Raw genomic sequence first — 13,560 nt, 5'->3', positions numbered from 1 at the left:
TTTTATGCGGACGACTGCTTTCGCTGCATATCAGTAATTGGCCAACTCACCCTTGTCACATCAGTAGTCCAAAGCACATCAAATCGCCACCAACTGCTGAATGTTCTTTTCTTTCATCTCACTGCCCGGCCCGCGTGCAATCACCTCACCACGCTCCATCACCAAGTACTGGTCGGCCAGTTCTTCGGCAAAGTCGTAGTACTGCTCGCACAGCAGCACCGCCATGCGCTGGCCTTGCAAGCCCACGTCGGCCAGTTGGCGAATCACGCGGCCGATGTCTTTGATGATGCTGGGTTGGATGCCTTCAGTGGGCTCGTCCAGAATCAGCAAACGCGGCTTGGCTGCCAGCGCTCGGGCAATGGCCAGTTGCTGTTGCTGGCCGCCTGAGAGGTCACCGCCACGGCGGTGCAACATTTGTTTGAGCACCGGAAACAGTTCAAACAACTCGGGCGGGATCGGGGTGCCGCCGGGCTGCGTGGCCATGCCCATCAGCAGGTTGTCTTCGACCGTCAAGCGGGCAAAAATTTCGCGGCCCTGGGGCACGTAGCCAATGCCTGCGGCGGCGCGCTCGTAAGGCTTGGCGAGTGTCAAATCTTGGCCGTTCAGGGTCACTGTGCCGCTTTTGATCGGCACCAAACCCATGAGCGATTTGAGCAAGGTTGTTTTGCCCACGCCGTTGCGGCCCAGCAGCACGGTGACTTGGCCTTGTGCGGCGCTCAGGCTCACATCGCGCAGGATGTGGGAGCCACCGTAGTACTGATGGATGTTTTGAACTTCAAGCATGTTTCACTCTTTGAGTAGGTCTGACCTTCAGGTCCGACATAAGGTCAATGGGGGCACTTGTCGGAGCTGAAGCTCCGACCTACAAGAACTCGGACTCATCATGTTTCACTCTTCAAGTAGGTCGGACCTTCAGGTCCGACACAAGGTTTATCGCGGCACTTGTCGGAGCTGAAGCTCCGACCTATAAGAACTCGGACTCATCAACGCCCCAAATAAACTTCAATCACCCGCTCGTCCGCTTGCACCTGATCGAGCGTGCCTTGGGCCAGCACCGAGCCGTCGCACAGCACGGTGACAATGTCCGAGATGGTGCGGATGAAGCTCATGTCGTGCTCCACCACCATCAGCGAGTGCTTGCCCTTGAGTGTCAAAAACAGCTCGGCGGTGCGTTCGGTTTCAAAGTCGGTCATGCCGGCCACGGGCTCGTCCAGCAGCAAGAGCTTGGGGTCTTGCATGAGCAGCATGCCGATCTCCAGCCACTGCTTTTGGCCGTGGCTGAGCACACCGGCCAGGGTGCTGACGCTGTCTGCCAAATGGATGGTGTGCAGCACTTCGGCCAGGCGGTCTGACTGCGCTGAGTCGAGCTTGAAGAACATCGAGGCTTTCACGCCCTTGTTGGTTTTCAAGGCCAACTCCAGGTTTTCAAACACCGTCAGGTGCTCGAACACCGTCGGCTTTTGAAACTTGCGGCCAATGCCCAGCTGCGCGATCTCGGGTTCGTTGTGGCGCAGCAAATCGATGGTGCTGCCAAAGAACACGCTGCCTTCGTCAGGACGGGTCTTGCCGGTGATGATGTCCATCATCGTGGTCTTGCCCGCGCCGTTGGGGCCAATGATGCAACGTAACTCGCCAGGCGCGATGTCGAGCGACAACTTGTTGATGGCCTTGAAACCGTCAAAGCTCACGCTCACGTCTTCCAAATACAAGATGCGGCCATGGGTCACATCCACTTCGTTGGCGTCTTGCACCACGCGGCCATAGCCTGCGCTGCGGCCACCGGACTCGGTCGATTGGCTCATCAGCTTGGCGTGTTCGGCCACGCGCTGGGCGCCTTTTTGCAAGAGATCGGGCGTCATGCAGCACCGCCTTTTTTTGTCAGAGTCTTGGCCTTGATCTTGGCGACCAAGCCCACCACGCCTTGCGGCAAATACAAGGTCACCGCAATGAACAGTGCACCCAAAAAGTAGAGCCAAAATTCAGGCGCTGTGACCGTGAGCCAGCTCTTGGCGCCGTTCACCAGAAAGGCCCCCACGATCGGGCCGATCAAGGTGCCCCGGCCGCCGACCGCCGCCCACACCGCGATCTCGATCGAGTTGGCAGCGCTCATCTCGCCCGGATTGATGATGCCCACTTGCGGCACATACAGTGCGCCCGCGATGCCGCACATCACGGCAGAAATCACCCAGATGCTCAGCTTGTAAGGCAAGGGCGAATAGCCCGAAAACATGACGCGCGTTTCGGCATCACGGATGGCCATCAGCACACGGCCATACTTACTGCCCACCAACCAACGCGAGAACAAGTAAAAGCCCAGCAGCGTCAAGCCGGTGATGACGAACAGCACCATGCGCATACCGGGGGTGGCAATCGGCAGGTCCAAAATCCGCTTGAAGTCGGTGAAGCCGTTGTTACCACCAAAGCCGGTTTCATTGCGGAAGAACAGCAGCATGGCCGCATAGGTCATGGCCTGGGTGATGATGGAGAAATACACCCCTTTGATGCGCGAGCGGAAAGCAAAATAGCCGAACACAAAGGCGATGAAACCGGGCACCAGCACCACCAGCAGCACGGTGGCAATGAAGCTGTCCGACAGCGTCCAGTGCCAAGGCAGTTCTTTCCAGTCCAAGAAGACCATGAAGTCGGGCAAGTTGCTTTTGTAGTTGCCGTCTTGGCCGATCTGGCGCATGAGGTACATGCCCATCACATAGCCGCCTAAAGCGAAAAACAGACCATGGCCCAAGGACAAAATGCCGGTGTAGCCCCAGATCAAATCCATGGCCAAGGCGCAGATGGCGTAACACATGATCTTGCCGATCAGGGCAATGGCGTAATCGCTCAGGTGAAAGGCGCTGCCCGCAGGCACCAGCAGGTTGAACACCGGAGCCACGACACCGACGATGATCAGCGCCAGCAAAAACACCGACCAGGCTTTGCGGGTCAGCAAGGGCTCCGCTGTGGGTAATTGGAATTTAGTCATGTTCATGCCCCTATTCACGCTTCGGCGCTGCGACCCTTCATCGCGAAGATGCCTTGCGGGCGCTTCTGGATGAAGACGATGATGAACACCAGCACGCAGATTTTGGCCAGCACCGCACCGGTCCAGCCTTCCAGCAGCTTGTTGGCCAAGCCCAGGCCCAAAGCGGCATACACCGTGCCCGCCAATTGGCCCACACCACCCAGCACCACCACCATGAACGAGTCCACGATGTAGCTCTGACCCAAGTCAGGACCCACGTTGCCCACCTGGCTGAGTGCACAACCGGCCAGGCCCGCAATGCCCGAACCCAATGCAAACGCATAGGTGTCGATGCGGGCGGTGTTGACGCCCATGCACGACGCCATGGGACGGTTTTGCGTGACGCCCCTTACAAACAAGCCCAAGCGTGTCTTGCCGATCATGAGCGACATGCCGATCAGCACAGCCGCTGCGAACACGATGATCAGCACACGGTTCCAAGGCAGTTGCAAATTGGGCAAGAGCTGCAAGGAGCCGCTCATCCACGAGGGGTTTTCCACGCCCACGTTTTGCGCACCAAACAGGCTGCGCACGCCTTGCATCAGCACCAAGCTGATGCCCCAGGTGGCCAGCAGGGTTTCCAAAGGACGGCCATACAAATGCTTGAGCACGGTGCGCTCCATCACGGCCCCCACCAAAGCCGATGCCATGAAAGCCAAAGGCACCGCCGCCAGCAAATACCAGTCAAAGGCTTCCGGCAGGTATTGGCGAAACGCCGCCTGCACCACATAGGTGGCGTAGGCGCCGATCATCATCAGCTCGCCGTGCGCCATGTTGATCACGCCCATCAAGCCATAGGTGATGGCCAAGCCCAGCGCCACCAACAACAAGATGGAACCCAAGCTGGCACCTGTGAACAAGGTGCCCAATCGCTCGCCCCAACGCAGGCTTTGCTGCACGGCAGCCAAGGAGGTCTGAATTTGTTTTTTGACCGATAGGTCTTGCTCTTGAGCCAAGCGCTGGTTGAGCAAGAGCAGTGTTTCGGGTTGCCGACTGGCCGCCAATTCCTGCGCAGCCAGCAAGCGGTCATTGGGGGTCTCGCTGCTGAGCAAGGCAGCCGCACGGGCCTGTCGCACCAAGCTCTTGACCGTCTCGTCAGGCTCGGTGGCCAGCGCTTTGTCAAGCAGGGGCGCACGGCTGGCGTCCGGCTCTTTGAGCAGCGACAAGGCGGCCAGGCGGCGCACCTTCACATCGGTGCTGAACAACTTGAGCGCCGCCAAGGCGGTGTCGAGTTCACCCCGCAAGCGGTTGTTCAGCATCACGTCTTCGGCATCATCGGGCACAGGCACCGATTGGCCGGTGACCGGGTCTGTGCCCTGACCGTCGCGCACGACCAGCACTTGGTCTTTGGCAATTTTGACCACATCGTCGGCCAGCGCTTGCAAATAGGCCGCCGTTTTTTCATCGCCTTGGGCCACCGCTTTGGCCAAGGCTTCAACACGCGCATCGCTCTCTCCAATCGCGATGCCTCGGGCCTCGTCCATCGTCAGAGCATGCGCAGCCGTCAGGCCCCACAGCGCACTGGCGATCAACGCGCCTTTCACAATCCATCTTTTCATTTTGATCATCTCTTGGCCTCACATGACTTTGGCCGTAGGTCGGAGCTTCAGCTCCGACAAGCACCCATGTCGGGGCTGAAGCCACCGACCTACAAAACGCTGTTGCCATTTGGAAAAAGGGAGGGACTGTGCCCTCCCTTTTTCAGAACACGCTCAAACGATCACTTCTTGGCTGGCTCGTCAGGCTTCTTGTCGTTGCCTTCGATGAAGGGGCTCCATGGCTTGGCCTTGACGGGGCCAGGCGTCTTCCACACCACATTGAACTGGCCATCAGCCTTGATCTCGCCGATGAACACCGACTTGTGCAGGTGGTGGTTTTTCTCGTCCATCTTGCTGGTGATGCCGCTAGGAGCCTTGAAGGTTTGTCCGGCCATGGCTGCAATCACTTTATCGGTGTCGGTGGACTTGGCTTTTTCAACCGCTTGCTTCCACATGTTGATGCCGATGTAAGTCGCTTCCATCGGATCGTTTGTGAGAGGCTTGTCTTTGTGACCTGCGATGTTTTTGGCCTTGGCATACGCCGCCCACTTTTTGGTGAACTCGTCGTTGGCAGGGTTCTTGATGGACATGAAGTAGTTCCATGCCGCCAGGTGGCCGACCAAAGGTTTGGTGTCCACACCGCGCAGCTCTTCTTCACCCACCGAGAAGGCCACCACAGGCACGTCTTTGGCCTTCAAGCCTGCATTGCCCAGTTCCTTGTAAAAAGGCACGTTGGAGTCACCGTTGATGGTGGACACCACAGCGGTCTTGCCACCGGCAGAAAATTTCTTCACATCGGCCACGATGGTTTGGTAATCGCTGTGACCAAACGGGGTGTATTTTTCGTCGATGTCTTTGTCAGCCACGCCTTTGCTTTTCAGGTAAGCGCGCAAGATTTTGTTGGTGGTGCGGGGGTACACATAGTCGGTGCCCAGCAAGACCCAGCGCTTGGCGCCGCCGCCTTCTTTGCTCATCAGGTAATCGACAGCTGGGATGGCTTGCTGATTGGGCGCAGCGCCTGTGTAAAACACGTTTTTGCTCAGCTCTTCGCCTTCGTATTGCACGGGGTAAAACAGCAGGCCATTCATTTCTTCAACCACGGGCAAGACCGATTTGCGCGACACCGAAGTCCAGCAACCGAAGATCACCGAAACCTTGTCTTGACCCAGCAGTTGCTTGGTTTTTTCAGCGAACAAAGGCCAGTTGGAGGCCGGGTCCACGATCACGGGCTCGAGCTTTTTGCCGAGCACGCCGCCCTTGGCGTTGATTTCATCAATGGCCATGAGCACGGTGTCTTTCAACACGGTTTCAGAGATGGCCATGGTGCCCGACAAGCTGTGCAGCACGCCAACTTTGATGGTGTTGCCCGCTTGCGCTTGGGCTTGGTTTGCAAAACTCAGGCTGCCAGCCACAATGGCTGCAGCAGTTGCGAGGGCTTTAAGATTGCCACGGCGGTTCATCATGTGATCACTCCAATCAGGAAAGTAAATGGATTCAAAAAAGGGCGGAGCGCTTGCAACGCTGCAACCCCTCTTGCAATCACCGTGCCAACTTTTCAAAATGCAGGAATGCACCAGAACATGCCTGAGCGACTTCCTAGGGAAATCACACAGTCCCTATAAAGAGGCATGCTCTTTGCTACATTGATGTTCAGCTCGCCCAACACATTCAAAGCACGCACCAAAATGGAACTTACACCTCGCGAAAAAGACAAACTGCTGATCTTCACGGCGGCACTTTTGGCCGAGCGCCGCAAGGCACGCGGCCTCAAACTCAACTACCCCGAAGCCATCGCGCTGATCAGCGCTGCTGTCATGGAAGGCGCACGCGACGGTAAGACCGTGGCTCAACTCATGAGCGAAGGCCGCACCGTTTTGACGCGTGCCGACGTCATGGATGGCATCGCTGAAATGATCCCCGATATCCAGGTCGAAGCGACTTTTCCCGACGGCACCAAATTGGTGACCGTGCACCAACCCATTGTTTAAAAACACCCAGGAGCTGTCATGAAAAAATTTGCATTCACTTTGTCTTTGGCCTTCACACAGCTGGCCAACACCGCCTTGGCACACGATGGGCACGGCCTGAGTGGCACCCATTGGCACGCCACCGATGTGCTGGGTTTCATCGCCATCGCCGCGGTGCTGGCGGTGGCTGTTTATTTCGGCAAGAAGTGAGCCCCGCATGACCCCCGGAGAACTTTTGATTGACCCCGGTCAGCACGCGCTGAATGTGGGCCGCCGCACCTGCACCCTGGTGGTGCAAAACGCCAGCGACCGCCCGATTCAAGTGGGCTCGCACTACCACTTTGCCGAAACCAATGGTGGCCTGAGCTTTGACCGGGCCGCGGCACGAGGCATGCGTCTGAACATCGCGTCGGGGACCGCGGTGCGCTTTGAACCCGGTCAGCAACGCACCGTCGAATTGGTGGACTATGCGGGAGACCGTGTGGTGTACGGCTTTCGCGGCTTAACGCAAGGGAAACTCTGACATGGCCCACATCGACAAACGCGCTTATGCCGAAATGTTCGGCCCCACCGTGGGCGATCGCGTCCGACTGGCCGACACGGCCTTGGTGATCGAGGTCGAAAAGGACTTCACACTGCAAGCGGGTGGCTACGGTGAAGAGGTCAAGTTCGGCGGCGGCAAAACCATCCGCGATGGCATGTCGCAATCGCAGCGGACCAATGCCGCCCACGGAACGGGCCCTGAAGCACCTGGCGCCATGGACTGCGTACTCACCAACGCCCTCATCATCGACCACTGGGGCATTGTCAAAGCCGACATCGGCCTCAAGGGTAATCGCATCGCAGCCATTGGCAAGGCAGGCAACCCCGACACACAACCGGGTGTCGACATCATCATTGGCCCCGGCACCGAGATCATCAGCTGCGAAGGCTTGATCGTCACCGCAGGCGGCATTGACTCACACATCCACTTCATCGCGCCCCAACAGATCGACGAAGCGCTGGCCAGCGGTGTGACCACCATGCTGGGCGGCGGCACCGGCCCGGCCACCGGCACCTTTGCCACCACCTGCACGCCTGGCCCTTTCAACATCGAACGCATGATGCAGGCGGCCGATGCCTTTGCGATGAACATTGGCTTTCTGGGCAAGGGCAATGCCAGCTTGCCTGCCGCACTGCACGAGCAGATCAGCGCAGGTGCGATTGGCCTCAAGCTCCACGAAGACTGGGGCACCACGCCTGCGGCCATCGACAACTGCCTGAACGTGGCCGAAGAGACCGACACGCAAGTCGCCATCCACACCGACACGCTCAACGAATCGGGCTTTGTGGAAGACACCGTGGCCGCCTTCAAGGGCCGCACCATCCACACCTTCCACACCGAAGGCGCAGGCGGCGGGCATGCCCCCGACATCTTGAAAGTGGTGGGCGAGGCCAACGTGCTGCCGTCTTCGACCAACCCCACACGCCCCTACACCATCAATACGCTCGACGAGCATGTGGACATGCTCATGGTCTGCCACCACCTGGACCCGGCGATTGCCGAAGACCTGGCCTTTGCCGAGAGCCGCATCCGCAAAGAAACCATTGCGGCCGAAGACATCCTGCACGACCTGGGCGCCATCAGCATGATGAGCAGCGACAGCCAAGCCATGGGCCGCGTGGGCGAGGTCATCATCCGCACTTGGCAAACCGCGCACAAAATGAAGCAGCAGCGCGGCAGCCTGCCCGGTGACACGGATCGGCACGACAACGCCCGCGTCAAGCGCTACATCTCCAAATACACGATCAATCCCGCCATCGCACACGGCATGAGCCACGAAGTGGGCAGCATCGAGGTGGGCAAATGGGCCGACCTGGTGATCTGGAAGCCTGCGTTTTTTGGTGTCAAACCCGCCCTCATCATGAAGGGTGGCTTCATCGCGCTGGCCGCCATGGGCGACCCGAACGCTTCCATCCCCACACCGCAGCCGGTGCACTACCGCCCCATGTTTGGCAGCTATGGCGGGGCGCTGTCGCGCGGCTCGCTGACTTTTGTCTCGCAAGCGGGTTTGCAGGCGGGCGTGGGTGCACGTTATGGTCTGCAAAAAACCTTGTCGGCCGTGAAAAACATCCGCCAAGTAGGCAAGCGCGACATGGTCCACAATGACTACGCGCCCCGCATGGAAGTCGATGCCCAAACTTATGCGGTGCGTGCCGACGGTCAATTGCTGGTGTGCGAACCGGCCACCAGCCTGCCCATGACTCAACGCTACTTTTTGTTCTAAAACAAACTCCTCTGTAGGAGCCCACTCCTTGGGCGATGGGCGTGGCACACACCCCACACAGGCATCGCCCACAGGGTGGGCTCCTACAAAACCCAAAGCCATGACCTCGTTACTCCTCTGCTCCAAACTCATGCCCCAAGGCCGTGGACTGGCCCGCGTGCTGATCCAACGTGCCAGCACCATCACCCTGGACTGGGACACCCGCCAGAAAAGCCGCTTTGATGCGACCGACAGCGAAGGCCGTGCCCTGGGCATCTTTTTGCCCAGAGGCACCGTGGTGCGCGGCGGCGATGTGCTGGTGGCCGAAGACGGCTCGCTCGTGTGCGTGCAAGCCGCACCACAAGCCGTGCTGCGCATCACCGCCTGCACCGAGCACGGATCGCCCTTTGACCTGACCCGCGCCGCCTACCACCTGGGCAACCGGCATGTGCCCATCGAGCTGCAACCCGACCACCTGAAGATCGAACCCGACCATGTGCTGGCCGACATGCTGCGTGCCATGCACATGACGGTGATCGAGGTGTCTGAATCTTTTGAGCCCGAAAACGGTGCATATGGTGACCACGGTGGGCATGCCGGTCACGGACACTCACCAGCTCATGGCCACGATCACCCACACACCGACAACGCCGCAACTGCCGAGCCGCATGTGCATGGCCCAGATTGCCAACACGGGCATGCAGCACCTGCTTCAAGCCCGGCAGTGGCCAAGCGCATTCCTATCGGCATCCCAATCCGCACCGTGCAAGCCGCGCCCCATGTGCTCGGCCCCGACTGCGAGCATGAGCACTGACACCGCGCCTTCGGGTTTGCTGCAACTGATCTGGCTCGCATCGCCAGCGTTGCCCATCGGCGGCTTTTCGTATTCCGAAGGCCTGGAAGCCGCCATCGAGCAAGGCCTGGTGCACAACGAAGCCAGCGCCACCGATTGGGTGGTGGACCAGCTGCACCTGACGCAGTCTCGCGGCGACATGGCGGTGCTGGCACAAGCCATTCCAGCTTGGCAGCGCCATGACACCGCCCGCCTGCAAGCGCTGAACGACTGGGTCATGGCTACCCGAGAAACCGCCGAGATGCGCTTGCAAACCGAACAAATGGGCCGCTCTCTGCTTGACTGGCTGCGCAACCTGCAGCAGGCCAGCCACGCGCAACTGCAGTTTTGCGCCAGCCTGCCTGTGACCTACCCGCTGGCCATGTCCTTGGCTTTGTCCCTGGCCAATACGCCACTGGACCAAGCCCTGCAGGCTTATGCCTTTGGCTGGGCCGAGAACATGACCCAGGCAGCACTCAAGTCCGTGCCTTTGGGTCAAAGCGCAGGTCAACGCATGCTGGCGCGGCTGGCCCGCGAAATCCCGCTGGCGGTGCAAACCGCCATGCAAACGAACGACGAAGACCGGCAAGCCTTCAGCCCCATGCTGGCCATCCTGTCGTCCCGCCACGAAACCCAATACTCCCGAATTTTCAGATCATGACTTCTGCACTGCACCACATCCCCCACCGCACCAAAAAGCTTCCTCCTCTGCGCGTGGGCATCGGCGGACCGGTTGGCTCTGGCAAAACCACGCTGCTCGAGATGCTGTGCAAAAACATGCGTGAGCGCTGGGACCTGATCGCCATCACCAACGACATCTACACCAAAGAAGACCAGCGCCTGCTGACGGTGAGCGGTGCCCTGCCCGCTGAGCGCATCATGGGCGTGGAAACCGGTGGCTGCCCCCACACCGCCATCCGCGAAGACGCGTCCATCAACCTTGAAGCGATTGACCGCATGCTCGAAAAGTTTCCCAACGCCGACGTGGTCTTCATCGAGAGCGGTGGCGACAACCTGGCAGCCACCTTCAGCCCCGAACTCAGTGACCTCACGATCTACGTGATCGACGTGGCGGCGGGCGAAAAAATTCCGCGCAAAGGCGGCCCCGGCATCACCAAAAGCGACCTGTTCGTCATCAACAAAACCGACCTGGCCCCGCATGTGGGCGCTGACCTGCAAGTCATGCGCGACGACACCAACCGCATGCGCCCCAACCCCGAAACCCGCCCTTGGGTGATGACCAACTTGAAAACCCTGGACGGCTTGGCCGAAGTGGTGGCTTTCATCGAAAAGCGCGGCATGCTGGCCACCGCTTGATGCGGACCGCTTCTTTTTGAACACGCCTGCCTCAAAAGCCCGCATCTAAGCCGTTACAATCTACCTCCAAGGAAGCGTGGCAGAGTGGTCGATTGCACCGGTCTTGAAAACCGGCGACTCGAAAGGGTCCGTGAGTTCGAATCTCACCGCTTCCGCCAGATCACATTACAAATCAAGCGCTTAGGCGCTTTTTTTGTTGCCGAAAGCAAATTGAACTTCTATCAATTCAGATTTTGCAAAGACCCTTTATTTCACCAAATAAACATTCAAAGTAGTTTAGAATTTTTTACATCTGATTAAAAATATTAGACGAGACTGCAATTCAGAATAAATAAATAATCGATGCAAGACAATAAAAAAAGGGGCCTGAGCCCCTTTTTTTATTCGTGATTTATTTAAAATAAAATCAGAACTTGTAACCAATGCTCACACCGGCTTTGACAAGGCTTGGTTTGTAGGTTTCAGTCACATCTGTGTAATAGGATTTGGTGTTGAAATTAATTTTTTCAATTTCAACTGTGCCGTACAACTCATTTGTGATTTTAAACTTGACACCAACACCGAAACCTGTGCCATTGTGTTTCATACTGGCAGAGCCTGCATCACCCGCTACTGGCGTTGAATCCAAAGTGTAATCAAAAGTGTTTTTGCCAGTTGCGCGAACGATGCTGAATTTTGCATAGGCTTGAACCGAATCATTCAGGTTATAACCTGGCTCAATGGAGATGCCCCAAACGTTGGAGAGTTTGAATTCATCAGACCAGATACCGCCAGTATCTACGGAAAAACTGCGCAAGGAACCAGATTTTTGTGAACCCAGCATGGTGAAAACACCACCAGCCATATTAAAAGCACCGTAAGACTTTGAATAATTCAAAGACAGATTACCAACGGCTTTGGTGTCAGAAACTTTGCCATCAGGGCTGTAGTCTTTTAAAGTGGTTTGTGCAGCGTTAAAACCAATACCCGCTTGGATGGAAGGACCGTCGAATGTACCAGCAGCGGACACCGTAGAAATGGCCGCAAAAGATGCGGCAATGAAAAATCGTGATTTGATCATGGAAACCTCTAGAGGAAAAATTATTATTGAAAATATCACTTGATAAATTTAAATAAATATTCGAGTGACATTCAATCATACACACGCCATCGCAAAAAACTCTTGACACATGAAAAAGTGACTGACAGCAACTTTTACAAATTTTCAAGGAAATATAATTAATTAATGTTTTTAATTAAAATAATTTATATATTTATATCAATTTACTTATATTCACAAACCAACCCTTTTCAAGCTCAAGCACTTGGGACATACGCCAGCTTGAACACCCTTGCCCTTCGAACTACTCATCTGGGCAAAAACCTCTCAAAAAAACCACTTCCGTCAATTGCCCACACAGGGTGCGCTGATTGTTTGAGCCATGCGACTTGTAGAGCGCCCCAGCCGAGCTCAGGATTTTGAGAGCCGCAAAGCCCAAGGTCCCAGAAAAATACCCATGGCCAGGACGGCAAATGCGGCTGTCCAGGCTTGAGGTTCTTGAATACCGCCATGGGCATCCAAGGCCAGGCCTAGCAGCCATCCCGACAAGGCAGACAAGCCAAAACCCACGGTGGAGTGCAAGGCCAAGGTCAGACCCTTGAAGGATGGTTGAGCGTGCGACATCATCCCGGCCGTCAAGGAGCCCGAGTCGGCAGGTACGGTCACGGCATACACCACCAACAAGCCCAGCAGCAACCAAGGCGAACCGTCCGCCCCCCAAGCCACCAGCAAAGCGGTCAGGCCAGAGGCCAGCTGAATCCAGGTCAATGCACGTTGTCGGCCAAAGCGCAAACACAGTTCATTGCCCAAAATGCTCGCAGGCATGGCCAGCAAAGAGGCCACAAAGCTGACCCACATGGGGTCAGGCAGTTGTAGCCCTGAATGGCGTGCGACCACAAACGCCCAAAACGCCACAATCCAGGTTCTGAATCCATACAGTTCAAAGCAATGTGCGCCATAAGCCAGGATGTAAGCCATGGCCGGTCGATTGCGCAAAACGGGACGAATGTCCAGCAAGTGACCGGGCACCACAACCGGTTGCCGTGGGGCCATTTTCCAAGCGACCACAATCATGTACAAGGGCCCCAAAGCGGTGATGGCAAACGCCCAACGCCAGCCCCAGGATTGGGCCAACAGTTGCGACACCAAAAATGAGAACCCGACGCCCATGGAATAACTGGCGGTGTACAAGGTGATGCTGCGCGAGGCATCGGCCTGCCCCAAGCGGTCTGTCAGTGCCCGCAATCCGGGCATATAGGCCCCAGCAAAGCTGGCACCGGCCATGGCCCAAAACACCATCCCGCTCCACCAACTGTTTGCAAAGCAGGCAAAGGCCAAGGTACTCAAGGCACTGCACAAAGACCCCCAAAACAAGATGCGTCTGGCGTCCAAGCGGTCCGTCAATGCCGTCAAACCGGGCACAGCCACCATGTAGCCACAAGCATAGGCCGCAGCCAACAAGCCGGCTTGTGTGCTGCTCATGCCCCAAACCGGCATGAGGTGCTGAACCATCACAGCGGGTACCACCACATGGGGCAATAGATTGCCCACTTGGCCCACACACATGGCCCACACCAGGCGGGTGCCTTGCAGAGTTTTCAC

General features: G+C 57.2%; 14 protein-coding genes and 1 tRNA gene. 8 read left to right on the top strand and 7 right to left on the bottom strand.

The annotated features are described in order from the left end of the window. Window positions 1–78: 78 nt before the first annotated feature. The 5 genes from urtE to urtA form a co-directional block, all read right to left on the bottom strand. Window positions 79–783 (bottom strand): urea ABC transporter ATP-binding subunit UrtE, encoded by a 705-nt coding sequence (urtE, locus tag B9Z48_RS01650; RefSeq protein WP_108376923.1) that lies wholly within the window; start codon window positions 781–783, stop codon window positions 79–81. A 200-nt stretch (window positions 784–983) separates the two neighbouring features. Continuing rightward, complete coding sequence (urtD, locus tag B9Z48_RS01645; protein ID WP_108376922.1) at window positions 984–1,859, bottom strand: urea ABC transporter ATP-binding protein UrtD; 876 nt, start codon at window positions 1,857–1,859, stop codon at window positions 984–986. Continuing rightward, window positions 1,856–2,980 (bottom strand): urea ABC transporter permease subunit UrtC, encoded by a 1,125-nt coding sequence (urtC, locus tag B9Z48_RS01640; protein WP_108377170.1) that lies wholly within the window; start codon window positions 2,978–2,980, stop codon window positions 1,856–1,858. The genes urtD and urtC overlap by 4 nt, the downstream gene beginning before the upstream one ends. 14 nt (window positions 2,981–2,994) lie before the next feature. Continuing rightward, entirely contained in the window at window positions 2,995–4,578 is a 1,584-nt protein-coding gene (gene urtB / locus B9Z48_RS01635) for an urea ABC transporter permease subunit UrtB (RefSeq protein WP_108377169.1), read from the bottom strand. A gap of 161 nt (window positions 4,579–4,739) precedes the next feature. Further along, complete coding sequence (gene urtA, locus B9Z48_RS01630; RefSeq protein WP_089953626.1) at window positions 4,740–6,017, bottom strand: urea ABC transporter substrate-binding protein; 1,278 nt, start codon at window positions 6,015–6,017, stop codon at window positions 4,740–4,742. 225 nt (window positions 6,018–6,242) lie between these two features. On the opposite strand from urtA, the gene B9Z48_RS01625 reads away from it, so the two are divergent. The 8 genes from B9Z48_RS01625 to B9Z48_RS01595 all read left to right on the top strand — a co-directional run bounded on the left by B9Z48_RS01625 (window position 6,243) and on the right by B9Z48_RS01595 (window position 11,077). Further along, a complete protein-coding gene (locus tag B9Z48_RS01625) occupies window positions 6,243–6,545 on the top strand; it encodes an urease subunit gamma (protein WP_089953629.1) in 303 nt (100 codons plus the stop codon). An 18-nt stretch (window positions 6,546–6,563) separates the two neighbouring features. Beyond that, window positions 6,564–6,734, top strand: coding sequence for a hypothetical protein (locus tag B9Z48_RS21505; protein ID WP_158273190.1), 171 nt, complete (start codon window positions 6,564–6,566; stop codon window positions 6,732–6,734). Between the two features lie 7 nt (window positions 6,735–6,741). Continuing rightward, window positions 6,742–7,047 carry an urease subunit beta gene (locus tag B9Z48_RS01620; protein WP_053170605.1) on the top strand — a complete coding sequence of 102 codons (306 nt, stop codon included), beginning with the start codon at window positions 6,742–6,744 and terminating at the stop codon, window positions 7,045–7,047. A 1-nt stretch (window position 7,048) separates the two neighbouring features. Beyond that, window positions 7,049–8,791 (top strand): urease subunit alpha, encoded by a 1,743-nt coding sequence (gene ureC, locus B9Z48_RS01615; RefSeq protein WP_108376921.1) that lies wholly within the window; start codon window positions 7,049–7,051, stop codon window positions 8,789–8,791. 100 nt (window positions 8,792–8,891) lie between these two features. Continuing rightward, window positions 8,892–9,584: an urease accessory protein UreE gene (ureE, locus tag B9Z48_RS01610; protein ID WP_199233433.1), complete on the top strand. Its 693-nt coding sequence runs from the start codon at window positions 8,892–8,894 to the stop codon at window positions 9,582–9,584. Further along, window positions 9,574–10,263, top strand: a complete 690-nt coding sequence (locus B9Z48_RS01605; protein WP_233260979.1) for an urease accessory protein UreF — start codon at window positions 9,574–9,576, stop codon at window positions 10,261–10,263. The genes ureE and B9Z48_RS01605 overlap by 11 nt, the downstream gene beginning before the upstream one ends. Further along, window positions 10,260–10,919: an urease accessory protein UreG gene (gene ureG / locus B9Z48_RS01600; protein WP_108376918.1), complete on the top strand. Its 660-nt coding sequence runs from the start codon at window positions 10,260–10,262 to the stop codon at window positions 10,917–10,919. The genes B9Z48_RS01605 and ureG overlap by 4 nt, the downstream gene beginning before the upstream one ends. A 70-nt stretch (window positions 10,920–10,989) precedes the next feature. Continuing rightward, window positions 10,990–11,077 (top strand) — tRNA-Ser (locus B9Z48_RS01595). A 248-nt stretch (window positions 11,078–11,325) separates the two neighbouring features. Here B9Z48_RS01595 and B9Z48_RS01590 read toward each other — a convergent pair. Together B9Z48_RS01590 and B9Z48_RS01585 are read right to left on the bottom strand one after the other, a co-directional pair. Beyond that, on the bottom strand, window positions 11,326–11,979 hold the full coding sequence (locus B9Z48_RS01590) for an outer membrane beta-barrel protein (protein WP_089953015.1): 654 nt from the start codon (window positions 11,977–11,979) through the stop codon (window positions 11,326–11,328). Window positions 11,980–12,369: 390 nt separating this feature from the next. Then, entirely contained in the window at window positions 12,370–13,560 is a 1,191-nt protein-coding gene (locus B9Z48_RS01585) for an MFS transporter (RefSeq protein ID WP_199233432.1), read from the bottom strand.

It is taken from the genome of Limnohabitans sp. WS1 (assembly GCF_003063265.1).
Lineage (GTDB): Bacteria > Pseudomonadota > Gammaproteobacteria > Burkholderiales > Burkholderiaceae_C > Limnohabitans_A.
The sequence above is the reverse complement of the archived record's forward strand: the minus strand, read 5'-3'. Positions and strand labels throughout refer to the sequence as shown.

Bases quoted from the DNA above. Each gene is read 5' to 3' on its own strand.
- B9Z48_RS21505 (WP_158273190.1), top strand. From the start codon at position 6,564: ATGAAAAAATTTGCATTCACTTTGTCTTTGGCCTTCACACAGCTGGCC.
- B9Z48_RS01625 (WP_089953629.1), top strand. From the start codon at position 6,243: ATGGAACTTACACCTCGCGAAAAAGACAAACTGCTGATCTTCACGGCG.
- ureG (WP_108376918.1), top strand. From the start codon at position 10,260: ATGACTTCTGCACTGCACCACATCCCCCACCGCACCAAAAAGCTTCCT.
- ureE (WP_199233433.1), top strand. From the start codon at position 8,892: ATGACCTCGTTACTCCTCTGCTCCAAACTCATGCCCCAAGGCCGTGGA.
- B9Z48_RS01620 (WP_053170605.1), top strand. From the start codon at position 6,742: ATGACCCCCGGAGAACTTTTGATTGACCCCGGTCAGCACGCGCTGAAT.
- urtB (WP_108377169.1), bottom strand. From the start codon at position 4,578: ATGAAAAGATGGATTGTGAAAGGCGCGTTGATCGCCAGTGCGCTGTGG.
- urtA (WP_089953626.1), bottom strand. From the start codon at position 6,017: ATGAACCGCCGTGGCAATCTTAAAGCCCTCGCAACTGCTGCAGCCATT.
- urtC (WP_108377170.1), bottom strand. From the start codon at position 2,980: ATGACTAAATTCCAATTACCCACAGCGGAGCCCTTGCTGACCCGCAAA.
- B9Z48_RS01605 (WP_233260979.1), top strand. From the start codon at position 9,574: ATGAGCACTGACACCGCGCCTTCGGGTTTGCTGCAACTGATCTGGCTC.
- B9Z48_RS01590 (WP_089953015.1), bottom strand. From the start codon at position 11,979: ATGATCAAATCACGATTTTTCATTGCCGCATCTTTTGCGGCCATTTCT.
- urtD (WP_108376922.1), bottom strand. From the start codon at position 1,859: ATGACGCCCGATCTCTTGCAAAAAGGCGCCCAGCGCGTGGCCGAACAC.
- ureC (WP_108376921.1), top strand. From the start codon at position 7,049: ATGGCCCACATCGACAAACGCGCTTATGCCGAAATGTTCGGCCCCACC.
- urtE (WP_108376923.1), bottom strand. From the start codon at position 783: ATGCTTGAAGTTCAAAACATCCATCAGTACTACGGTGGCTCCCACATC.